At 69.9% G+C, this 21,734-nt stretch carries 15 protein-coding genes; 9 read left to right on the top strand and 6 right to left on the bottom strand.

The features are described 5' to 3' along the window. Both KIP79_RS21225 and KIP79_RS21230 read left to right on the top strand, forming a co-directional pair. Positions 1-2,038: condensation domain-containing protein (locus KIP79_RS21225; protein WP_250213576.1), on the top strand; the 2,038-nt coding region annotated here is incomplete at its 5' end. After that, positions 2,035-2,235: an MbtH family protein gene (locus tag KIP79_RS21230; protein ID WP_214106625.1), complete on the top strand. Its 201-nt coding sequence runs from the start codon at positions 2,035-2,037 to the stop codon at positions 2,233-2,235. The genes KIP79_RS21225 and KIP79_RS21230, both read left to right, overlap by 4 nt. A gap of 91 nt (positions 2,236-2,326) precedes the next feature. Here the strand turns inward: KIP79_RS21230 and KIP79_RS21235 are convergent, their stop codons facing one another. Genes KIP79_RS21235 through KIP79_RS49545 form a run of 3 tightly spaced genes read right to left on the bottom strand, consistent with a single transcriptional unit; the run spans position 2,327 to position 6,785 of the window. After that, positions 2,327-3,388, bottom strand: a complete 1,062-nt coding sequence (locus tag KIP79_RS21235; RefSeq protein WP_214106626.1) for an iron-siderophore ABC transporter substrate-binding protein — start codon at positions 3,386-3,388, stop codon at positions 2,327-2,329. Further along, on the bottom strand, positions 3,373-5,127 hold the full coding sequence (locus KIP79_RS21240) for an ABC transporter ATP-binding protein (protein WP_214106627.1): 1,755 nt from the start codon (positions 5,125-5,127) through the stop codon (positions 3,373-3,375). The genes KIP79_RS21235 and KIP79_RS21240 overlap by 16 nt, the downstream gene beginning before the upstream one ends. After that, positions 5,124-6,785 carry an ABC transporter ATP-binding protein gene (locus tag KIP79_RS49545; protein ID WP_308169821.1) on the bottom strand — a complete coding sequence of 554 codons (1,662 nt, stop codon included), beginning with the start codon at positions 6,783-6,785 and terminating at the stop codon, positions 5,124-5,126. Before KIP79_RS49545 ends, KIP79_RS21240 begins: the two co-directional genes overlap by 4 nt. Positions 6,786-7,034: 249 nt before the next feature. Between KIP79_RS49545 and KIP79_RS47155 the strand changes: the two genes are divergently transcribed. The 4 genes from KIP79_RS47155 (at position 7,035) to KIP79_RS21270 (ending at position 13,353) form a co-directional block, all read left to right on the top strand. After that, positions 7,035-8,393 carry a ricin-type beta-trefoil lectin domain protein gene (locus KIP79_RS47155; protein WP_250213577.1) on the top strand — a complete coding sequence of 453 codons (1,359 nt, stop codon included), beginning with the start codon at positions 7,035-7,037 and terminating at the stop codon, positions 8,391-8,393. A gap of 3 nt (positions 8,394-8,396) precedes the next feature. Beyond that, positions 8,397-10,556, top strand: a complete 2,160-nt coding sequence (locus KIP79_RS21260) for an RICIN domain-containing protein (RefSeq protein ID WP_214106628.1) — start codon at positions 8,397-8,399, stop codon at positions 10,554-10,556. 162 nt (positions 10,557-10,718) lie between these two features. Beyond that, entirely contained in the window at positions 10,719-12,434 is a 1,716-nt protein-coding gene (polX, locus tag KIP79_RS21265; RefSeq protein WP_214106629.1) for a DNA polymerase/3'-5' exonuclease PolX, read from the top strand. A gap of 79 nt (positions 12,435-12,513) precedes the next feature. Beyond that, complete coding sequence (locus tag KIP79_RS21270; protein ID WP_214106630.1) at positions 12,514-13,353, top strand: universal stress protein; 840 nt, start codon at positions 12,514-12,516, stop codon at positions 13,351-13,353. Between the two features lie 43 nt (positions 13,354-13,396). On the opposite strand, the gene KIP79_RS21275 is transcribed toward KIP79_RS21270, so the two are convergent. After that, positions 13,397-13,981, bottom strand: a complete 585-nt coding sequence (locus KIP79_RS21275) for a TIGR03086 family metal-binding protein (RefSeq protein WP_250213578.1) — start codon at positions 13,979-13,981, stop codon at positions 13,397-13,399. A 167-nt stretch (positions 13,982-14,148) separates the two neighbouring features. Between KIP79_RS21275 and KIP79_RS21280 the strand changes: the two genes are divergently transcribed. After that, positions 14,149-16,338: a terpene synthase family protein gene (locus KIP79_RS21280; protein WP_214106631.1), complete on the top strand. Its 2,190-nt coding sequence runs from the start codon at positions 14,149-14,151 to the stop codon at positions 16,336-16,338. A 119-nt stretch (positions 16,339-16,457) separates the two neighbouring features. Then, positions 16,458-17,057: an HAD family hydrolase gene (locus tag KIP79_RS21285; RefSeq protein WP_214106632.1), complete on the top strand. Its 600-nt coding sequence runs from the start codon at positions 16,458-16,460 to the stop codon at positions 17,055-17,057. Between the two features lie 26 nt (positions 17,058-17,083). Here KIP79_RS21285 and KIP79_RS21290 read toward each other — a convergent pair whose 3' ends face one another. Next, the gene (locus tag KIP79_RS21290; RefSeq protein WP_214106633.1) at positions 17,084-17,743 is read right to left on the bottom strand and encodes an HNH endonuclease family protein; all 660 of its coding nucleotides are present in this window, start codon (positions 17,741-17,743) and stop codon (positions 17,084-17,086) included. A gap of 256 nt (positions 17,744-17,999) precedes the next feature. On the opposite strand from KIP79_RS21290, the gene recQ reads away from it, so the two are divergent. Then, positions 18,000-19,892 (top strand): DNA helicase RecQ, encoded by a 1,893-nt coding sequence (gene recQ, locus KIP79_RS21295; protein ID WP_308169822.1) that lies wholly within the window; start codon positions 18,000-18,002, stop codon positions 19,890-19,892. 444 nt (positions 19,893-20,336) lie between these two features. Here the strand turns inward: recQ and KIP79_RS21300 are convergent, their stop codons facing one another. Then, positions 20,337-21,710, bottom strand: coding sequence for an integrase core domain-containing protein (locus tag KIP79_RS21300; RefSeq protein WP_250213592.1), 1,374 nt, complete (start codon positions 21,708-21,710; stop codon positions 20,337-20,339). Positions 21,711-21,734: the final 24 nt, after the last annotated feature.

Raw genomic sequence — 21,734 nt, forward strand, 5'->3', positions numbered from 1 at the left:
TGCGGCGCTCACGGACGGGGCTGCGGCGATCACGGACGGGGCTGCGGCGATCACGGACGGGGCTGCGGCGATCACGGACGGGGCTGCGGCGATCACGGACGGGGCTGCGGCGATCACGGACGGGGCTGCGGCGATCACGGACGGGGCTGCGGCGATCACGAATGAGGCTACGACGGCCCCGAACGAGGCTACGGCGATGCCGAACGGGCCTGCGGTGATCCCGGACGGGGGTATGGCGGCCCACGGCAGGGGCGTGCCGGATCCGGAGCGGCTTCGCGCTCTGGTGGCGGCGGTGCTGCCCGACTACATGGTCCCGGCCGCCGTGGTCGTCCTGGAGTCGTTGCCGTTGCTGTCCAATGGCAAGCTCGATCGGGCCGCGCTCCCCGTTCCGTATATTTCCGGAAATGTCGGGCGGAAGCCTGAGGGGGCGCTGGAGGAGCGACTGGCGGCGGTGGTCGCCGACGTGCTCGGGATGGACGAGATCGGGGCCGACGACGACTTCTTCGCCCACGGCGGGGACAGCCTGCTCGCGATGCGCCTGGTCAGCCGGGCTCGGACGGCCGGGCTCACGCTGACCCCCCGGGAGATCTTCCAGCACCGCACGGTCGCCGCGCTGGCCCGCGCGATCACCACCGAGGGGAGGAGCTCCGCCACGTCCAACCGCGCAGCCGTCGCGCAGGCTCACGAGGCCACCGGCGAGGAACTCGTCCCGCTCACGCCGATCATGCACGACCTGCGCGAACGCGGCGGCCCGATCGACGGTTACCACCAGTCCGCCCTGCTCCAGACCCCGCCCGGCCTGGACGAACCCACCCTGACCACCATCCTGCGCACCCTGGCCGAGCGTCACCTCATGCTCCGCGCCCGCCTCGACCGATCGGACAACTGGTCCCTCCTGGCTCCGTCCGGCCCTGACGCGGCGACCTGGTTGACCCGGGTCGAAGCGGCTCCGGACCCTGCCATATCCGGCCCCGACGCGGCGACCTGGCTGACCCGGGTCGAAGCGGCCCCGGACTCTGCCCTGATCCGGCAGTGGGGCGAGCGGGCGCAGGCCGAACTCGACCCCGAAGCCGGGCGCATGGTCCGGGCGGTCTGGTTCGACGCCGGACCCGGCACGCCCGGCCGGCTGCTCCTGGTGATCCATCACCTGGTCGTGGACGGGGTCTCCTGGCGGGCGCTGCTCCCGGATCTCGCGGCGGCCTGGCGGGGCGAGCCGCTGGCCCCCGTGGAGGTGCCGTTCTCACGCTGGTCGCGGGCGCTGGCCACCAGGGCTGTCGATCCGGCGACCGTGGACGAGTTGCCGTACTGGACCTCGGTCCTGGCGGGCAGGACCACGCTCGCCGTCGATCCCGCGAGGGACGTGTCGGCGACGGCTCGTGAGGTGAGCGTGAAGCTCGGAGCGCGGGAGACCGAGGCCCTGCTCACCCGGGTGCCCGCCGCCTTCGCGGCGAGCGTCAACGACATCCTGCTGACCGCCCTCGCGCGGGCGATGGGCGACGGCGTCCTGGTCGACCTGGAGGGCCACGGCCGCGTGGGCGAGCTGCTCGGCGACGCCGACCTGTCCCGTACGGTCGGCTGGTTCACCAGCGTGGTCCCGGTCCGGCTGGACACCGGGCAGGGCACCCTGCCAGAGGCGGTCGCCCGCATCAGGACCCAGCTCGCCGCGCCACCTGCGAGCGGCATCGGATACGGCCTGCTCCGCCACCTCAACCCGGCCACAGCGCCGGCGCTGGCCGCGCTGCCCCGCCCCGGCGTGCAGTTCAACTACCTGGGCCGGTTCGGGGTCCCCGAGGCCACCGACTGGTCCTACGCGCCGGAAGCGGCGGACCTCCCCGACCACCCCGACCTGCCGCTCTCCCACGCGCTGACCCTGACCGCCCTCACCGAGGACGGTTGCCAAGGCCCCCGGCTCACCGCCACCTGGTCCTACGCCTCCCGCCTGCTCACCGAGGAGGAGGTACGGACCCTGGCGGACCGGTGGCTCCAGACCTTGCACGCCCTCGTGGACCTAACCGACAAGAGAGGAAATTCCGCATGAGCACCAACCCCTTCGAGGACCCCGACGGCGTCTACACCGTCCTCGTCAACGACGAGGGCCAGCACAGCCTCTGGCCCGAGTTCGTCGCCGTCCCACCCGGTTGGACGGTGGCGCACGGCCCGGGCGCACGCCAGGACTGCCTCGACTACATCGAGACGAACTGGACCGACCTCCGCCCGAAGAGCCTCCGCACCTGACCACACGCGCACCGGTGCCGGACGACACTTGTCCGGCACCACACAAAAGGGCCAGGCGGCAACCGCCTGGCCCTCTTAATATGCCGAAAAATCAGGATGTGGGCTGCTCGACCTCGGTGGACTTGTCCCCGTCCACCGCCTTGGCCAGCTGGGGCACCAAACGCTCGATCACATAAGGCAGGCTCAGCACCGTCACGAACGAGAACGCGATCCCGTACGGCGTGGACTCGCCCACGAACACCTCACGCCCCTCGGTGACCACCTTCATGTCGCCGTAGAGCTTGTCCTTGTGCAGGGCCGCCGGATCGGCGGTCAGGTCGGGCACAGTCCACACGACGGCATCCTGGTCCAGCAGATCGGCCCGCTCCCGGCTGATGCTGGTCCCGAACTTGTTCCCGATCACCTCGTCCAGGTCGGCGGGCATCACGAAGCCCAGCGAGGTCAACGTCCGGGAACGCGCGTCCTGGCTCCCGTACACGAAGAAGCCCTCATAGGGGGTCGCCACCACCGCGGTCTTCCCGGCGAACTCCGGGTGCTCGGTCCGGGCCGCGGCGAACTTGGCGTCCACCTCGTCGACCAGCGCCTTCGCCTCGGCCTGCTTGCCCAGCGCCTTCCCGGTGATCAACGTGGAGTCCTGCCAGGGAATGCCGTAGTCGTCGTACTGGGCCGGCTGCGCCACCACGGGCGCGAACTTGGAGAGGGTGTCGTACTGCTCCTTGGTGAGCCCGGAGTACAGGGCGAGGATCAGATCCGGCTTGAGCGTGGCGATCTTCTCCACCTGCGGGCCGTTGCCGGTGTCCTTGAGCAGGGTCGGCACCGGCGCGCCGTTCAGCTTGGGTGTGGCCCACGGCCCGATGGCCCCGGGGAAGTCGCCGAACCAGTCGGTCGTCCCGACCGGTACGGTGCCCAGCGCGAGCACCGCGTCCTGGTCGGTGAGCCCGACCGTGAACACCCGCTGGGGGGCGGCCGCGATCGTGGTGCTGCCGTACTTGTGCTCGATGGTCACCGGGAAGGCGCTGGGCGCGGCCGTCTCCGCGGGGGGTGCCGAGGAGGCGGCCGGGGCGGCCGTGTCGGGCGTGGTGCCGCAGGCGGCGAGCATGACCAGGGCGGTCGCGAGCACGGTGGCCCGGCCGCCTCTCAAGGAGCGGAACATGAAGGATCCTTCGATAGGGGATTGTCGGGGTCGGATGGTCTGAGACCGGCCCAAGCCGCCCACAGGGTGGCGTACCGGCCGCCGGAGGCGCGCAGGTCGTCGTGGTGGCCGCTCTCCACGACCCGGCCGCCGTCCAGCACGACGACCCGGTCGGTGGCGGCGGCCTGGGCGAGCCGGTGCGCCACGACCAGCGCGGTCCGGCCGTCCACGGCCCGGTCGATGGCCTTCTCCAGCACCCGCGCCCCGGCGCTGCCCGCCTCCGCGGTGGCCTCGTCCAGTACGGCGACCGCCGGGTCGGCCAGGATCAGCCGGGCCAGGGCCAGCTGCTGCGCCTGGGTCGCGGTGAGCCGGTGGCCGCCCTCGCCCACCACGGTGTCCAGGCCGAGCGTCTCGGCCCAGCCCAGCGCGTCCACCTGGTCGAGCGCGGCGCGCAGCTCCGCGTCGGTGGCCTCGGGCCGGGCCAGCCGCAGGTCGTCGGCGAGGGTCCCGGCGAACACGTGCACGTCCTGGGTGACCATGGCCACCGGTCCCGCGACCTGGACGGCGCCGGTGGCGGGCTGGTGCACCCCGGCGACCAGCCGGGCCAGCGTGGTCTTCCCGGCGCCGCTGGCGCCGACCAGCGCCACCCGTTCGCCGCGCCGTACGGTCAGGTCCACGCCGTGCAGCACCGGCCGCCCCGGCTGGTAGGCGTGCGCCAGCCCGGACACCCGCACCGCGTCGCCGGAGTCGGCGGGCGCCTCGGCGGCGCGCGGGGCGGACGCGGGCAGGTCGATCACGCCCACCAGCCGGGCCAGGCTCGCGGCGGCCGACTGCGCGTCGTCGATCAGCACCAGCGCGGTGTTGACCGGGCCGAACAACCCGTGGAAGTACAGCGCGGCGGCGGTCGCGGCGCCGATCGACACCGTGCCCGAGCGCACCATGAAGAACCCGGCCACCAGCACGGCCGCCAGGCCGGCGTACTCGGCCACGTGCAGGCGGCTGTAGAAGCGGAGCACCAGCCGCACGCCGCGCAGCGTCAGCTCGACCGCGTGCGCGGAGCGTTCGGTGACCTCGGCCAGGTGCTCGTCCTCCAGCCGGAAGGCCCGCACGGTCGCGGCCCCGCCGATGCTCTCCAGCAGTTGCTGCTGCTGGGCGCCCCCGGCGATTCGCTGCCGCGCGTACAGGGGGACCGCGTTCCGCACGTACCAGCGCGCGGTGTAGGCCTGGATCGGCACCGCCACCAGCGCGGCCAGCAGGAACCGCCAGTCCACCACGGCCAGCGCGACCAGGGTGAGCACGATCACCAGCACCGACCTGGCCAGCTCGGGCAGCGCGGTGCGCATGGCCTCCGCGACCTGGGACACGTCCCCGGTCACCCGTGCGGTGAGATCCCCGGACCCGGCCTTCTCCACCTGCTCAAGCGGAAGCCGTACGGCACGGGCGACGAAACGCTCCCGCAGCCGGGCCAGCATGGTCTCCCCGAGCCGGGCGATCAGCGTGAGACCGTACCCGGTGGCCAGGCCCTGCGCCAGCGCGACCACCGCCAGGGCCAGCACCGGCGGGGTGAGCGCCTCGGCCGGGTTTCGCTCGGCCACCAGGTCCACGATGTGACCCAGCAGCGGCTGGGTGAGCAGCCCGGCGGCGGTGCCGGCGACCAGCACCGCGAAGCCGGACAGGCCGAGGGCGCGCTGCGGCCGGAGCAGGCCGAGCACGACCGTCCAGGTACGCCGGGGGCTCGCGGTGGGGAGCAGTTCGCTCATGTCAGCACCGCCGCCCGGTAGCCGGGGTTGCGCCCGCACAGTTCGGCATGGGTCCCGGCGTCGGCCACCCGCCCGCCCTCCACCAGCACCACCCGGTCGGTCACGGCGAGCAGCGCCGGGCTGGTGGTGACCAGAACGGTGGTCCGCCCCGCCCGTACCGCGCGGATCCCCGCCGCGATCCGGCCCTCGGTGACCGTGTCCACGGCCGTGGTCGGCTCGTGTACGGCGAGTACCGCGCGATCGGCGGCCAGCGCCCGGGCCAGCGCCACCCGCTGCCGCTGCCCGCCGGACAGCGACCGCCCCTGCTCGATCACCGGCGCGTCGACGCCCTCGGCGAGACCGCGCGCCACCTCGTCCACCCCGGCGGCCACCAGCACCCGCTCGTCGCCGCCGCCGATGTTGCTCCGCAGGGTGCCCGTGAACAGGTCGGCGTCGTGTTCGGCGACCAGCACCGCCGTCCGCAGCGCCGCCGGGTCGAGCTCGCGGAGCGGGACGCCGTCCAGCTCGACGGTCCCGGCCTCCGGGTCGGCCTGCCGGTTCAGGCAGCGCAGCAGCGCGGTGGCCTGGGCCGGCTCGGGGACGACCACACCGAGCAACTCGCCCGGCGAGATGTCCAGATCCAGATCGCGGAGCCCGTCGTGGGTGACCCCGCGTAAGCGCATCTCCCCGCGCGGATCCGCGGGCGGCGCACCCCCGGTGACCAGCGGCGGCATGGCCAGCACGCCCGCGATCCTGGCCGCCGACGCCCGCCCCTGGGCCAGCTCGGCGTTGACCCAGGAGAACACCTCGAGTGGGCCGAGCAGGAAGGCCGCCAGCCCGACCGCCGAGACCAGCTGTCCCAGCGTGATGTCGCCCTGCGCGGCCAGCCGCCCGCCGACCAGCGCCACCACCGCGATGAAGACGCCGGTCAGCGCCAGCACCAGGCCGTACTGCCAGGCCTGGGCGCGGGCCGCGCGCAGGGTGGCGGCCAGGGAGGCGCGGCTGGTCCGCTCGTACCGGGTCACCGCCGCGGCCTCGGCGCCGATGCCCTTCAGCACCCGTAAACCGGCGACCAGGTCGGCCGCCACCCCGGAGGCGTGCGCGGCGCGTTCCTGCTGGGCCTCGCTCCGGCGCTCCAGCGGTCGGCTCAGCAGGTGCCCGGCCCAGAGCAGCAGGGGAGTGCCGAGCAGGACCAGCAGGCCGAGCGACCAGGAGACGCGGAGTAGCACCACGGCCGTGACCAGCACTCCGGCCAGCGCCGACACCCCCGACATCACGGCCATGTTGACCGCGCCCACCCGTTTGGCGTCCTCGGTGGCGATGGTGGCCAGTGCGCCGGGCAACCTGCCCCGCTCGGCGCCGCCGCCCGGGTGCAGGACGCGGCGGACCAGTTCCAGCCTCAGCCGGTGTCCGGCCTGTTCCGCCGCCCGTTCCCCGGCGCGTGCGCCGTACCGGAAGCTGAGGGACAGGGCCAGGTAGACGGCGGCGAGCGCGGCCAGCCAGCCGATCAGGGCGGTGACGTCGCCACGGGCGACGGCCTGGTCGATCACGAGGCCGATCAGCACCGGGACCATGACCTCCCCGGCCTGGTGACCCGCCCCGAGCGCCGCCCCGAGGGCCACGTCCCGTCGCTGGCCGTTGATCGCGCGCCAGAGCACATCCCGTCCCGACGGACCCACCCTTGCCCTCCAAGATCTTAGGTAAGCCTACACTAACTTAGGTCGCCCTAATTAGGCCACCCAGGGTGGGCGTATGACTGCGCGTTACCGGCTGCGGATCACCTTTCTCCATCCGAAGATCGCCGGTGAAACGCGCTCCGTCCGATGTCATGGGCTCAATCGTTAGTAAAGTTTCCTATTGACATGGTCTGCTGGGCACGTGTTATATGCGGGTTAATTTAAGAAGTGAACTTCTTAGGGAGAACCCCCATGCGCCTCCGCCCCCGATTAGCGCTCGCCTGCACGGCCGCGCTCGCGCTCGTCGCGACGGTCCTCACCGCCAGCCCCGCCTCGGCCGCCGTCGGCCAGATCACCGGATACGGCGGCAAATGCGTGGACGTGGCCGCCGCCAACCCGGCCAACGGCACCCAGATCCAGCTCTACACCTGCAACGGCACCAACGCCCAGCAGTGGACCACCGGTACCGACGGCACCATCCGCGCCCTCGGCAAGTGCATGGACGTGGCCGCCGCCAACAGCGCCAACGGAACGCGGGTGCAGCTCTACGACTGCAACGGCACCGCGGCCCAGGTCTGGACCGCCCAGGCCGACGGCACCCTGCGCGCCCTCGGCAAGTGCCTGGACGCCACCGGTCCCAGCTCCGCCGACGGCACCCCGCTCCAGATCTGGGACTGCTACGCCAGCGCCAACCAGCGGTGGACGCTCCCGGCCGGGAGCAACCCGCCGCCCCCGGCCGGGAAGATGCCGGGCGCGCCGTACCTGTACATGGGCTGGGGCAGCCCGCCCAGCGCCACCTCGGTGATGAGCTCCACCGGCGTCAAGTCCTTCACCATGGCGTTCATCCTGTCCAGCGGCGGGTGCAACCCGGCCTGGGACGGTAACCGGTCGCTCACCGGGGGTGTGGACCAGCAGACCATCAACGCCGTCAAGGCGGCCGGGGGCAGCGTGCAGGTCTCCTTCGGCGGCTGGTCGGGCAACAAGCTCGGGCCCAACTGCTCGACCCCGACGGCGTACGCGAACGCCGTACAGCAGGTCATCAACGCGGTCGGCCCCGCCGTGGTCGACTTCGACATCGAGAACACCGACGAGTTCTCCAACTACACCGTCCAGGACCGCATCCTGAACGGGCTGAAGATCGTCAAGCAGAACAACCCGAACGTCAAGATCGCGGTCACCTTCGGCACCGGGCTCAACGGCCCCACCGGCGACGGCATCCGCCTGATCAACCAGTCCCGGGCGCTGAACGTGCCGATCGACAACTACACGATCATGCCGTTCAACTTCGGCGGCCACGGCAACATGTACCAGGCCACGGTGAACGCCTCCGAGGGCCTGAAGAACGCCCTCAAGTCCGCCTTTGGCTGGACCGACGCCCAGGCGTACGCGCGGATGGGCATCTCCGGCATGAACGGCTCCTCCGACCAGGGCGAGATCACCACCACCGGGGTCTGGACCCAGATCCGCGACTGGGCCAAGTCCAAGGGCCTGACCAGGTTCGCCTTCTGGTCGGTCAACCGGGACCGCCCCTGCTCCGGCGGCCTGAACGACACCTGTAGCGGAACCCCCCAGGCCAACTGGGACTTCACCCGAATCACCGCGGGGTTCTGACCCATGGCCACCAGGCACATTCTCGCCGCCCTGGTGGTGGTCGCGGGGTCGCTGACCGGGCTCGCCGCCCCGGCCGCGGCGGCCCCGCCGACCGGTTTCACCACCGTGGTCAACCGCGGCAGCGGCAAATGCGTGGACGCCCGCGCCGCCGCCTCCGCCAACGGCACCGCCGTGCAGCAGTACACCTGCAACGGCACGGCGGCGCAGAGCTGGCAGTTCCAGGCCACCAGCGGTGGCTACTACCGGGTCAACAGCGCGCTCAACGCCGGCCAGGTCTGGGACGTCACCAACGTCTCGACCGCCGACAGCGCGCCGATCCAGCTCTGGCTGTACGGCGGCGGCAACAACCAGCAGTGGCAGGCGGTGGAGGAACCCGGCGGTTTCTACCATTTCGTCAACCGGCACAGCGGCAAATGCCTCGACATGCCGGGTGCCGCCACGGGAGACAGCGTGCAGTTCCAGCAGTACACCTGCAACGGCACCGCGGCCCAGTCCTTCAGCCTGGGCACGCCGCCGCCGACCGGGTCCAACCCCGACCTCGGGCCGAACGTGAGCATCTTCGATCCGTCGATGCCCGCCTCGACCATCCAGTCGGGGCTGAACACGGTCTTCAGCCAGCAGCAGACCAACCAGTTCGGCGGCAACCGCTTCGCGTTGCTGTTCAAGCCGGGCGCCTACAGCGTGGACGTGAACGTCGGGTTCTACACCCAGGTGCTGGGGCTCGGGCTACTGCCCGACCAGGTCACCATCAACGGGCCCGTACACGCGGAGGCCGACTGGTTCCAGGGCAACGCCACCCAGAACTTCTGGCGCGGCGCCGAGAACCTGTCGGTCACCCCGCCCGGGGGCAACGACCGGTGGGCGGTGTCGCAGGCGGCGCCGTACCGGCGGATGCACCTGCGCGGGAACATCCAGCTGGACGACGGCGGCTGGTCCAGCGGCGGGCTCTTCGCCGACACCAAGATCGACGGGCAGGTACGATCCGGCTCCCAGCAGCAGTGGCTGACCCGCAACACCGAGATGGGCAGCTGGACCGGCTCCAACTGGAACATGGTCTTCGTCGGGGCCACCAACGCCCCGGCCGGGAACTTCCCCAGCCCGCCGTACACGCGGGTGGCCACCGCCCCGGTGGTCCGGGAGAAGCCCTTCCTGTACGTCGACCAGGCCGGCAACTACCAGGTCTTCGTACCGGGCGTACGCACGAACTCCACCGGCACCAGCTGGTCCGGCGGCAACCCGGCCGGGGCCTCGCTGCCCCTCAGCCAGTTCTTCATCGTCAAACCCGGCCACACGGCCGCCAACATCAACGCCGCCCTGGCCGCCGGGCAGGACCTCCTGGTCACCCCGGGCGTGTACCACCTGAACGACACGATCAGGGTGACCCGGGCCAACACCGTCGTGCTCGGGCTCGGCCTGGCCACCTTCATCCCCGACAACGGCGTCACCGCGATGACCGTCGCCGACGTGGACGGAGTCAAGATCGCCGGAGTGCTCTTCGACGCCGGCACCGTCAACTCGGCGATGCTCCTGCAGGTCGGCCCGTCCGGTTCCACCGCCTCCCACGCGGCCAACCCCACCTCCCTCCACGACGTCTACTTCCGCGTCGGCGGGGCGGCGGTCGGCAAGGCCACCCAGAGCCTGGTCGTCAACAGCAACAACGTGATCGGCGACCACCTCTGGATCTGGCGCGGCGACCACGGCACCGGCATCGGCTGGAACTCCAACACGGCGGCCAACGGCCTCACCGTCAACGGCAACGACGTCACCATGTACGGCCTGTTCGTCGAGCACTACCAGCAGTACCAGACGGTCTGGAACGGCAACGGCGGCCGCACGTACTTCTACCAGAACGAGATGCCCTACGACCCGCCCAACCAGGCCGCCTGGATGAACGGCACCACCCAGGGCTACGCCGCCTACAAGGTCGCCCCCTCGGTCACCACCCACGAGGCCTGGGGCCTGGGCAGCTACTGCTACTTCAACGTCAACCCCGGCGTGGTGGCCGCCCGCGCCTTCGAGGTCCCCAACACCCCCGGCGTCCGCTTCCACAACATGGTCACCGTCTCCCTCGGCGGCGTCGGCACCATCCGCAACATCATCAACACCACCGGAGGCCCCTCCAACTCCACCACCAACGTCGCAAACCTCGTCAACTACCCCTGATCACCACCAAACACATCCTGCCCGCCGCCCGAGCGATCCTCGCGCGACGGGCAGGATGCCCAGATGAAAGACTGGTCGGTAGCGGCGCGCCCTGGCATCGGTGGCGGCCGGGGCCGTGGGCGCGGTCGGTGAGCTTCGGTCGCGCGGAACGAGGTCCTTCAAATGGATCGGATCAATGACGAGGTCGCCGGGCTGCTACAGGAGTACGCCGACCTGATCGCGATCACCGGGGGTGACGCGTTCAAGGTCCGGGTGTACGAGAAGGCGGCACGGTCGGTCGGCGGATACGCGCAGGACATCGCGCACTTCGATGAGGGGGAGTTGCGCCGGATACCCAACGTCGGCGCGTCGATCGCGGGCAAGATCGAGGAGTTCCTGCACACGGGCGTGATCCATCAGCTTGAGGAACTCCGGTTGAAGGTGCCGGCCGGGGTCCGGCGGCTGACCACGATTCCCACACTCGGGCCGAAAAGGGCGATGGTCCTGTACGAGGAACTCGGGATCGGCTCGATCGGCGCCCTCGCGGAGGCGATCCGGGCCGGGAAGCTGCAGGGCCTGCGCGGCTTCGGCGCGAAGACCGAGGAGAACCTGCTGCACGGGATCGACCTGATGCAGAAGACCGGCCAGCGGGTCCACACGGACGTCGCGATGGGCGTCGCCGAGGAGATCGTCGCGGAACTGTCGACGGTGGGCGGCTGCGCGCGGTGCACGTTCGCCGGATCGCTGCGCCGGATGAAGGACACGATCGGCGATGTCGACATCCTGGCGACGGCCGAGAACTCGGCGGCGTTGATGGCGGCGTTCAGCGGTTCATCGCTCGCGGCCGAAGTGATCGCCGGCGGCGGCACCAAGAGTTCGATCCGCACCGCCGGTGGCCTGCAGGTCGACCTCCGCGTGGTCCGTCAGGACGCGTGGGGGGCGGCGCTGCAGTACTTCACCGGTTCCAAGGCGCACAACATCCGCACGCGCGAGATCGCGGTGCACCAGAAGCTGAAACTCTCCGAGTACGGCCTGTTCGAGGTGGAGACCGGAGAGAAGATCGTTTCCGCCGACGAGGCGGAGGTGTACGGCAGGCTCGGCCTGCCCTGGATCGCCCCGACGCTACGCGAGGACAGCGGCGAAATCGAGGCCGCGCTGCGCGGCGAACTGCCGGAGCCGGTGACCGAAGCCGACCTCCGCGGCGACCTGCACACCCACACCGATCTCACCGACGGGCTGGCGCCGCTGGAGGAGATGGTCGCGGCGGCGGCCAAGCGCGGGTACCGCTACTACGCGGTGACCGACCACGCCCCCAACCTCTACATGCAGCGGATGACCGATGAGAAGGCGCTCGCCCAGCGGGAGAGGATCGACCGGCTGCAGGACTCCTACCCGGGGCTGCGGCTGCTGCACGGCACCGAGCTGAACATCGATCCGGAGGGGAACGTCGACTGGCCGCCGGAGTTCCTGACGGGCTTCGAGCTGTGTCTCGCTTCGGTTCACTCCCACTTCGGCCTGCCACGGGCGGAGATGACCCGGCGTATCGTCCGGGCCTGCGAGAATCCGCACGTCAAGATCATCGCCCATCCGACCGCCAGGATCATCGGCAGGCGTGAGCCGGTCGACGCCGACTGGGACGAGGTGTTCCGGGCGTGTGCCCGCACCGGCACGGCGCTGGAGATAGACGCCTTCCCGGACAGGCTCGACCTGCCCGCCGCGCTGGTCCGGCGAGCCCTCGGGTTCGGCGTGCTGTTCTCGATCGGCAGCGACGCGCACGCCGTACCGCATCTGGACAACATGCGGTACGGCATCGGCACCGCGCAGCGCGGCTGGCTCACGGCCGATCGGGTCATCAACACCTGGCCGATCGACCAGCTGACGGATTTCCTGCGGCGGTGACCACGAACTTTTGCTGTGGCTTTGCCCCGATTCGGGCAGGAGGTTCGCACAGGGAAGTCCGCTAGCGGGAGGCGCGACCATGAACGACGTCATCGTCGTGGGGACCGACGGCTCGCCGGACGCCGATGCCGCCATCGCGTGGGCAGCCGCCGACGCGGCGCGCAAGGAGCTCCGGCTTGAGCTCGTGCATGTGATCGAACGTGGCCCCTACGACCTGCCGCGTTACCCGGTCCCCGGCCTGCTGGAGGTACTCGGTGAGGCGGCCGAGGCGATGCTGGCGGAGAAGGTCAGCAGGGTCATGGCCGGCTGGCCCAGCGTCGAGGTCGCCACCAGAGTGATGGCAGGGTCGGCGGTGGCGGAGTTGCGGAAACAGGCGGAGTCGGCCACCGAGCTGGTGGTCGGCTCGCGCGGCCGGGGCGGATTCGCCAGTGCGCTGCTCGGCTCGGTGAGCCTGGGAGTGGCGGGTCACGCCCACGGCACGGTCGTCGTGGTCCGGTCGGCGCCGGTCGAACGCGGGCAGCTCGTGGTGGGCCTGAGCGAGAGCGATTCCTCCGAACCCGCCCTGGCCCACGCCTTCGCCGAGGCGTCCCTGCGCCGGGTGCCGTTGCGCGCGGTCTACGCCTACGCCGTCCCCATCCACGTGGTCTCGCTCGACCCGGACCGGCTACGACGGGCCCAGCGCGAGTTCGCCCGCGACCGACTCGCCCCTTGGTGGGAGAAGCATCCCGAGGTCAACGTGATCGTGGACGTCACCTCCGTGCATCCGGTGGCGGCGCTCACCGAGGCGTCCAGGGACGCGGACCTGCTCGTGGTGGGCAACCGAGGGCATGGCGGCATGGCGGCCGCGGTGCTGGGCTCGGTCAGCCACGGCGTCCTGCACCACGCTTACTGCCCGGTCGCCGTGGTCCGCTGCCAATGATCGATTCGCTCGGCCTGTGGCCTCATATCCGGCGACGCCCCTTTCAGGCCGCCCGGCCGAAAGCGGCGAGCAGTTGGGTTTGGTGGTCGGCGTCCGGTGGGACGTCGACGCGGTCGCCGATCACGCCCGATGAGCGGTAGGCGTCCTCCTCCTCGGGGAACCAGGTCAGGCAGGCGTCCACCAGGGCCGGGTCGAGGTGGGTGTCGCCGCCGGTCGCCTTCGCCAGGTCCCAGGTGTGGATCAGGAAGTCGGCGGAGAGCTGCATGGCGTACTCGGTGCCGGGGACGTCGCCGAAGGACAGGTGAACGGTGTGGTCCAGCACACCGGGTTGCCGGGCGGCGGCCAGGGCTTCCTCGGCCGAGTCGTCGAAGGCGCGGACGGGATCGTCGCCGAGCAGGTCGCCGTCGAGGGCGTGGCCCACGTCGGCGATGGTCATGCCGGCCAGTATGGGGGGAATCCAGCGGTTCTCGCCGGTGAGGTGGTTGACCAGGTCGCGGACGTTCCATTCGGTGCAGGGGGTGGGCAGCGACCACTGCTCGGACCCGACCTCGTGGACTCGGTCGGCGAAGCCGTGCAACGCCCGCGCGTACATCTCCTGCGCGTCCATCGGAGTGTCTTTTGCATCCATAGGGGTGGCGCTCCCCGGGAGAAACCCCCGCTTATCCCCGCAAGCGGGCAAGACTGCGCAATCGACGTAAGCAGGAGTGATTCGATCTTGGGAGTTGCGCGATCGGGACCGGGATGGAAGGGTCGTCACCACGAGTACTTGTCAGGCTCCAGAAGGTAGGCACCCCCATGCAGGCTTTCACGCTGCCCGACTTCTATCTGCCCTACCCGGCGCGACTCAGCCCCCATGTGGAACGTTCCCGCGCGCACAGCATGGCCTGGGCCAGGGAGATGGGCATGCTCGACGCCGCCACTCCGGACGGCGGCCTGATCTGGGACGAGGAAGCGCTGGCCCGGATGGACTATGCGCTGATGTGCGGCTACACGCACCCGGACTGCGACGGGCCCACCCTCGACCTGATCACCGACTGGTACGTCTGGGTCTTCTTCTTCGACGACCACTTCCTGGAGACGTTCAAGTACTCCCGCGACCTGGCGGGCGCCCAGGCCTACCTGGACCGGCTGGAACTGTTCATGTCGGACACCCCGCCGGAGGTCACCAGCCCCGCCGAGGCGGGTCTCAAGGACCTCTGGGAGCGGACCGTGCCCGCCATGTCGGAGGACTGGAAACGCCGGTTCATCGTCAGCACCCACAACCTGATGGTCGAATCCATGTGGGAGCTGGAGAACATCGACCGGGGCCGGATCGCCAACCCCATCGAATACATCCAGATGCGCCGCCGGGTGGGCGGCGCGCCCTGGTCGGCCAACCTGGTGGAGTGCGTGTCGGCCGAGATCCCGCCCGGCCTGGCGGGGGAGCGGCCGATCACCGTGCTCACCGACACCTTCTCCGACGCCGTGCACCTGCGCAACGACCTGTTCTCCTACCAGCGCGAGGTGCGCGAGGAGGGCGAGAACTCCAACGCCGTGCTGGTCTTCGAACACTTCCTCGACTGCTCCACCCAGGAGGCCGCCGACCTGGTCAACGAGCTGCTCACCTCCCGGTTGCAGCAGTTCGAGAACACCGCGCTGACGGAGGTCCCGGCCCTGCTGGCCAAGCACGGCAGTCCGCCGGACGAACAGCTCGCGGTCGGGGCCTACGTCAAGGGGTTGCAGGACTGGCAGTCCGGCGGCCACGAGTGGCACGCGCGGTCCAGCCGGTACATGAACGAGGGGGCGGTCACCCCCGCGCTGAAGCTGGCCCCCAGCGGGCTGGGCACCACGGGTTTCCTCACGCCCGGCCGGCTCGGGCTGCGGCGCAGGGTCAGCCAGCACTCGCATGTTCCCCACCGCCCCGTGGGCCATCTGCCGCTGCCCGACTTCACCATGCCGTACGAGGTGCGTACCAGCCCGCACCTTGAGGCGGCGCGGCAGCACTCGGTGGACTGGTGCCGCGCGATGGGCTTCTACGACTCGCTGCCGGGGGTGGAGGCCGGCGGCGTCTGGGACGAGCGACGCCTGCGCGGCATCGACCTCGCGCACTGCGCGTCCATGATCAACGCGGACGCCACCCCGGAGGAGCTGAACGTCTCCACCGACTGGCTGGCCTGGGGCACCTACGGCGACGACTACTACCCGATGATCTTCGGGACCGTGCACGACCTGGTCGGCGCCCACCTGTGCGGCGAGCGCCTCTCCCTCTTCATGCCGATCGAGGACGGCACGCCGGTGCCCGTCCCGGCCAACCCCCTGGAGCGCGGCCTGCTGGACGTCTGGCTCCGCACGGTCGCGCCGATGACCATCGAGGCGCGGCAGCTCTTCCGCGCCGGGATCGAGCGGATGGTCGCCAGCTGGGAGTGGGAGCTGGCCAACCAGGCCCAGAACCGCATCCCCGATCCGGTGGACTACGTCGAGATGCGCCGCCGCACCTTCGGCTCGGACCTGACCACCGCCCTGGCCAAGCTCAAGACCCTCGACGTGGTTCCCGGCGACATCTACCAGACGCGGGTCTTCCGCGAACTGGAGACCGCCGCGTACGACTACGGCTGCTTCACCAACGACCTGTTCTCCTACCAGAAGGAGATCGAGTACGAGGGCGAGGTGCACAACATGGTCCTGGTCGTGGAGAACTTCCTCGGCGTGGACCGCATGACCGCGCGCGACTTCGTGGCCGACCTGATGACCGCCCGCATGGAACAGTTCCAGCACCTGGCCGACCACGAGCTCCCCGCCCTGCTGACGGCCGCCGACCTCTCCGACGAGGCCCGCGCCGCCATCACCCGGCAGGTCGACAACCTGAAGGAATGGATGTCCGGCGTCCTCGAATGGCACCGCCGCTGCGTCCGCTACACCGAACCCGAACTCCGCCGCCTCCGCGCGGCCCCCGACCACCTCCCCACCGGCCTGGGCACCTCCGCCCTGCGCGTCCTGCTCGGCTGAGCCGGGGCCTGGGCACCTCCGCGCTGCACGTCCTTCTCGGCTGAGCCGGGGCCTGGACCACCTCCCCGGTGCCGGAACCAGCGGCACCGGGGAGATCGTCCGGCATACTGGCGGGCACTATGCGATGGATAATCTTCGACTTCGCGGGCGTCGTCGGCCGGCACCAGCCCCAGGCCGCCCGCGACGCGATGGTAACGATCTCCGGCGCCGGCGCCGACCCCTTCTGGACCGCCTACTGGACCCACCGCGACCCCTACGACCGCGGCCTCGTCACCGCCGAGGACTTCTGGGCCAGTACCGCCAAGACGCTGGAAACCGACTTCCCCGCCGAGGTGATCCGTGAGCTGATCCGCCTCGACATCACCAGCTGGCTGCACCCCGACCCCGCCACCCTCGACCTGATCAGCCGCCTCAAGGCCCATGGCCACGGCCTGGCCCTGCTCTCCAACGCGCCCCACGAACTGGCCGACGCCCTCGACGACGTCCCCTGGATGGAGCCGTTCCGGCACCGCTTCTTCAGCAGCCGCCTCGCCTGCTCCAAACCCAGCCCGGAGATCTATCAGAGCGCGCTGGCCGCCCTTGGTGCCACTCCGGAGGAGTGCGTCTTCATCGACGACCGGCAGCCGAACGTCGCCGCCGCCGAGGAGCTGGGCCTGCGGGGGCTGGTGTTCACCGGTGCCGGGCGGCTGGCGGCCGAGCTGGACGGGCTGCTCGGCTGAGGCGTCCTGCGGTGGTCGCTGCCCGGTCAGGGTGTGGGGCAGGTGCCGAGCATGGCATAGAGGGCGGATTTCTCGCGACTGGTGACGGTTAGCCGGTAGTGGTGCTTGACCGTGATCCAAGCCCGTGCGTAGGTGCACCAGTACTCGCGGCGTGGGGGCCGCCAGTTCGCCGGGCTGTGCCCGCCTTTGTCCAGATTGGCGGTTTCGCTAACGGCGACCAGCTCAGGCCGGGTCAGGTCATTGGCGAAGGCATGGCGCTTGGCCGCACTCCAGGTGTTGGCTCCCGAGATCCACGCATTGGCCAGCGGCACCAAGTGGTCCACGTCGATCTGACTCGCGTTGGTGAGTCGGCGCCCGTCGTACGGGCTGTACCAGATCCCGGTCGTGACGCGGCAGTCGGCGTTGGGGCGGACCCTTCGCGCGTCGCGTAGCAGCACGATCTCGCGCGTATCGCACGGGTTGTCACCGTGCCCCCACTCGGTCATGAACTTGTCGCGTTCGTAGGTGGAGAGAGGGCGCGGCGTGGCCACTCTCAGTTGCCGCAGTTCCGCGCGGGCGAGGGCGAGGGGGTTCGGGGTGGGCAGCTGGGCGGGTGCGGCGTTCGCCGGCAACGGGTACGCGACACCCGGCAGCAAGAAGATGGTCGCCAGTACGGAGGCCGTGCTCCGTGGCCAGATGGGGGTCATGGCACGGGCATACCCGATTGTCACTTAGTGTAGTCAAACAACTTCGTAAAGTGATATCGGGAAGGTGTGCGGGTGGTCGGCGCGCGGAAGCTCGCCGATGATCTCGCGGGACGTCCGGGCTACCGCATGGCGCAGGACTCGGCTTCCGTCCAGCGGTCCCCGCGCTGCCCCGTGCTGACCAACCGTATCGGAATGCTGCCGGATGGTTATCCACAGGGTGGATCCGGGAGGGGCGGGGGTTGCGTAGGGTGGGCGCGTGATTTCCCCCGAGGGCGGGCCGGTGGACGAGGCCGAGGAGTCGGCGACCACGGGCAGTGCCGCTACCCAGGTGTTGCGCAGGATCTTCGGCTACGACACGTTCCGGGAGGGACAAGGCGAGATCATCGAGCATGTCGTCGACGGCGGCGACGCGCTCGTCCTGATGCCCACCGGTGGTGGCAAGTCGCTCTGCTACCAGATCCCGTCGCTGGTCAGACCGGGTGTCGGCGTGGTGATCTCGCCGCTCATCGCGCTCATGCAGGACCAGGTGGACGCGCTCACCGCGCTCGGCGTGCGGGCCGGCTTCCTCAACTCGACCCAGGGCATCGACGAGCGCCAGGCGGTCGAGGCGTGCTTCGTGGCCGGGGAGATCGACCTGCTCTACCTGGCGCCCGAGCGGCTCCGGGTGGAGTCCACCCTGCGGCTGCTGGACCGGGGGAAGATCTCGCTGTTCGCCATCGACGAGGCGCACTGCGTCGCCCAGTGGGGGCACGACTTCCGGCCCGACTACCTGGCCCTGTCCACGCTGCACGAACGCTGGCCCGAGGTGCCCCGGGTGGCGCTGACCGCGACCGCCACCCCGGCCACCCACGCCGAGATCGCCTCCCGGCTCAACCTGGAGAACGCCCGCCACTTCGTGGCCAGCTTCGACCGGCCCAACATTCAGTACCGGATCGTCCCCAAGAACGAGCCCAAACGTCAGCTGCTCGACCTGCTCCGCAACGAGCATCGCGGAGACGCGGGCATCGTCTACTGCCTCTCCCGGTCCTCGGTGGAGAAGATCGCGGACTTCCTGACCCAGAACGACATCCCCGCCCTGCCGTATCACGCGGGCCTTGACGCGGGCACTCGCGCCGCCAACCAGTCCCGGTTCCTCCGGGAGGACGGCCTGGTCATGGTGGCCACCATCGCCTTCGGCATGGGCATCGACAAGCCCGACGTGCGCTTCGTCGCCCACCTCGACCTGCCCAAATCCGTCGAGGGTTACTACCAGGAAACAGGCCGCGCCGGCCGCGACGGCCTGCCCTCCACCGCCTGGCTCGCCTACGGCCTACAGGACGTGGTCCAGCAGCGGCGGTTGATCGAGACCTCCGAGGGCGACGACACCCACCGCCGTCGCCTCGGCACTCACCTGGACGCCATGCTCGCCCTCTGCGAGACCATCGACTGCCGCCGCGTGCGCTTGCTCGACTACTTCGGCCAGCGCGCCCGCCCCTGCGGCAACTGCGACACCTGCCTGACCCCGCCGGAGTCCTGGGACGGCACCATCCCCGCCCAGAAACTCCTCTCCACCGTCTTCCGCCTGCACCGCGAACGCCGCCAGAAGTTCGGCGCCGGCCAGGTCGTCGACATCCTGCTCGGCCGCAAGACCGACAAGGTCCTCCAGCACGACCACGCCTCCCTCACCGTCTTCGGCATCGGCACCGACCTCCGCGAGGCCGAATGGCGCGGCATCGTCCGCCAACTCCTGGCCCAGGGCCTCCTCACCGTGGAAGGCGACTACGGCACCCTCGTCCTCACCGACGCCAGCGCCGACGTCCTCCGCGGCCAACGGCAGGTCCTCTTCCGCCGCGAACCCGAACGCAAGCCCAAACCCTCAGCCAAGTCCACCGCCAAGTCCGCTGCCACTTCCACCACCCCCCGCACTGCCCCCACCGCAGCCGATCTCTCCCCAGCCGCCCTAGCCACCTTCGAACGCCTCCGCACCTGGCGCGCCACCACCGCCAAGGAACAGGGCGTCCCCGCCTACGTCATCTTCCACGACTCCACCCTCCGCGAAATAGCCACCCGCACCCCCACCTCCCTAACAGAACTAAGCCAAATAAACGGCATAGGCGAAAACAAACTAACCAAATACGGCCAACCCGTCCTAGACGTCCTCCACTCCTAGCACCTCCCATCCCAAATCCCGGCGGCGGACAAACCAATCCGCCGCCCACACCCTCCAGAGGCGCCCACAACAGCCCACAGAACTCCGGACTTTTAATCCGTAGGTTCAGGGTTCGAATCCCTGGCGCCCCACCACCTTTGCCCCGATTTGACCTGTCGATTCCTCCCGTTTTGAGCCCTCGACACCGAGGCGAGATCACAAGGTGTTGCTCGTTGGTTGCTCATGGGCACGATGTGGGCACGCGAGGGGCCGATCGTGAGTGGCAAAATGCCCGGATTGTCGGCCCGCGATCAGGCTCCCGGGACCCGGAATGGGGTTCAGGCCACGTTCATCCCATGCGACAGTCAAGGATCATGCAACCCCAAGCGTCGCGAGGCGATGGTGTCAAGCCTGTGCCGTGCCAAAACTCGCGCACCGGCTCCAACCTGGTGTTTTACAAGATCCCTAGGCTGCTCTCCGGTACTCGTTTATCAACCCTCCGACAGCCTGTCTGCGCTGGATCGGAGCGGTCAGGTCGATCACCAGGCCGACTTCATTCATCGGCGGCTTCTGGTCCAGGGCCTGATGAGGGCGATGATCGTTATAGTGCCGCGCATACTCGGCCAGTACAGCGCGCAGGTGCCGTTCTCCGTAGATCAGCAGTCGGTCGAGGCACTCACGGCGTAGTGTTCCCACGAACCTCTCCGCGTAGGAATTCGCACGCGGTGAGCGGGGCGGGGTCTTGATGATCCTTATGCCACTGCCGGTGAACACCTCGTCGAAGATCCGGGCGAACTTGCCATCCCGGTCTCGGATGAGGAACTTGAATCGGCCGGCTCGCTCGGCCAGGTCCATCACCAGATTCCTGACCTGCTGGGCGGCCCATGCCGCGGTCGGGTTGGCGGTGACACCGAGGATGTGGACCCGGCGTGTTTCGATCTCCATCACGAAGAAGACGTACAGCCGCTTGAGGAACACGGTGTCCACGTGCACGAAATCGCACGCCAGCAGGCCAGGGGCCTGGGAGACCAGGAACTGTCGCCAGGTCGGTGAGTCCCTGCGTGGCGCCGGGCCGACCCCGGCCGCGGCCAGGATCCGGCGGATCGTCCCCTCTCCTATGCGATGTCCCAGCCCGGCCAGTTCACCCTGAATTCTTCGATAGCCCCAGCGTGGATTCTCCTTCGTCAAACGTATGACCAGTTCACGCACATCGTCAGGTACCGGCGGCCGACCCGTTGGGTTCGGATATCTCCAATGTCGGCGGACCAGTCTGCGATGCCAGGCAAGAAAAGTGCCCGGCGTCACGATCCGATGCGCCCGGAGCCGACGTGGAAGGTGTCGCGCGAGCGCTGCCAGGATCGCTCGGTCGGCCCAGTCGAGCCTGGGACGAGCGACCTGACGGCGCAGTACCGACACCTCATGCCGAAGGACAAGGATTTCCGCTTCCTTGGAGGCGTCGCTGCGAGCCAGCAACATCAGCCAGCCCGCACCCCGAACAAAGATCAGATACAGCAAGCGGAAGCACACGAGAAGCGAGGATAAGCCGCAGGTCAACAGGCCTGTGCCGAGTATTGGCACAGCACAGGCTACCTCGACCAGCACGGCCGCTGCCACCGCACGGACGTGATCCCGCCCATCGACTTCTGGACCGCGGCCGCCGTCCACGCCCACCCGGGCGATCTGGCGGCGCTCGGGCGCGCCACCTGGGACCGCGGCCTGTACCGCGATGGCGCCCAGCTGCACAAACATGCCACCGCATACGGAGACGCCCACGCCGCCTTCGACAACCCGTCCGCCGTGGCCAGTCTGCTGGAAAGCCTGCGGAGGGTCGGGGCGCATGGCCAGCACACTGCACTGCTCGGC

The organism is Acrocarpospora catenulata (assembly GCF_018476525.1).
GTDB lineage: Bacteria > Actinomycetota > Actinomycetes > Streptosporangiales > Streptosporangiaceae > Acrocarpospora > Acrocarpospora catenulata.

Bases quoted from the DNA above. Each gene is read 5' to 3' on its own strand.
- KIP79_RS21230 (WP_214106625.1), top strand. From the start codon at position 2,035: ATGAGCACCAACCCCTTCGAGGACCCCGACGGCGTCTACACCGTCCTC.
- KIP79_RS21235 (WP_214106626.1), bottom strand. From the start codon at position 3,388: ATGTTCCGCTCCTTGAGAGGCGGCCGGGCCACCGTGCTCGCGACCGCC.
- KIP79_RS21240 (WP_214106627.1), bottom strand. From the start codon at position 5,127: ATGAGCGAACTGCTCCCCACCGCGAGCCCCCGGCGTACCTGGACGGTC.
- KIP79_RS47155 (WP_250213577.1), top strand. From the start codon at position 7,035: ATGCGCCTCCGCCCCCGATTAGCGCTCGCCTGCACGGCCGCGCTCGCG.
- KIP79_RS21260 (WP_214106628.1), top strand. From the start codon at position 8,397: ATGGCCACCAGGCACATTCTCGCCGCCCTGGTGGTGGTCGCGGGGTCG.
- polX (WP_214106629.1), top strand. From the start codon at position 10,719: ATGGATCGGATCAATGACGAGGTCGCCGGGCTGCTACAGGAGTACGCC.
- KIP79_RS21270 (WP_214106630.1), top strand. From the start codon at position 12,514: ATGAACGACGTCATCGTCGTGGGGACCGACGGCTCGCCGGACGCCGAT.
- KIP79_RS21275 (WP_250213578.1), bottom strand. From the start codon at position 13,981: ATGGATGCAAAAGACACTCCGATGGACGCGCAGGAGATGTACGCGCGG.
- KIP79_RS21280 (WP_214106631.1), top strand. From the start codon at position 14,149: ATGCAGGCTTTCACGCTGCCCGACTTCTATCTGCCCTACCCGGCGCGA.
- KIP79_RS21285 (WP_214106632.1), top strand. From the start codon at position 16,458: ATGCGATGGATAATCTTCGACTTCGCGGGCGTCGTCGGCCGGCACCAG.
- KIP79_RS21290 (WP_214106633.1), bottom strand. From the start codon at position 17,743: ATGACCCCCATCTGGCCACGGAGCACGGCCTCCGTACTGGCGACCATC.
- KIP79_RS21300 (WP_250213592.1), bottom strand. From the start codon at position 21,710: ATGCGCCCCGACCCTCCGCAGGCTTTCCAGCAGACTGGCCACGGCGGA.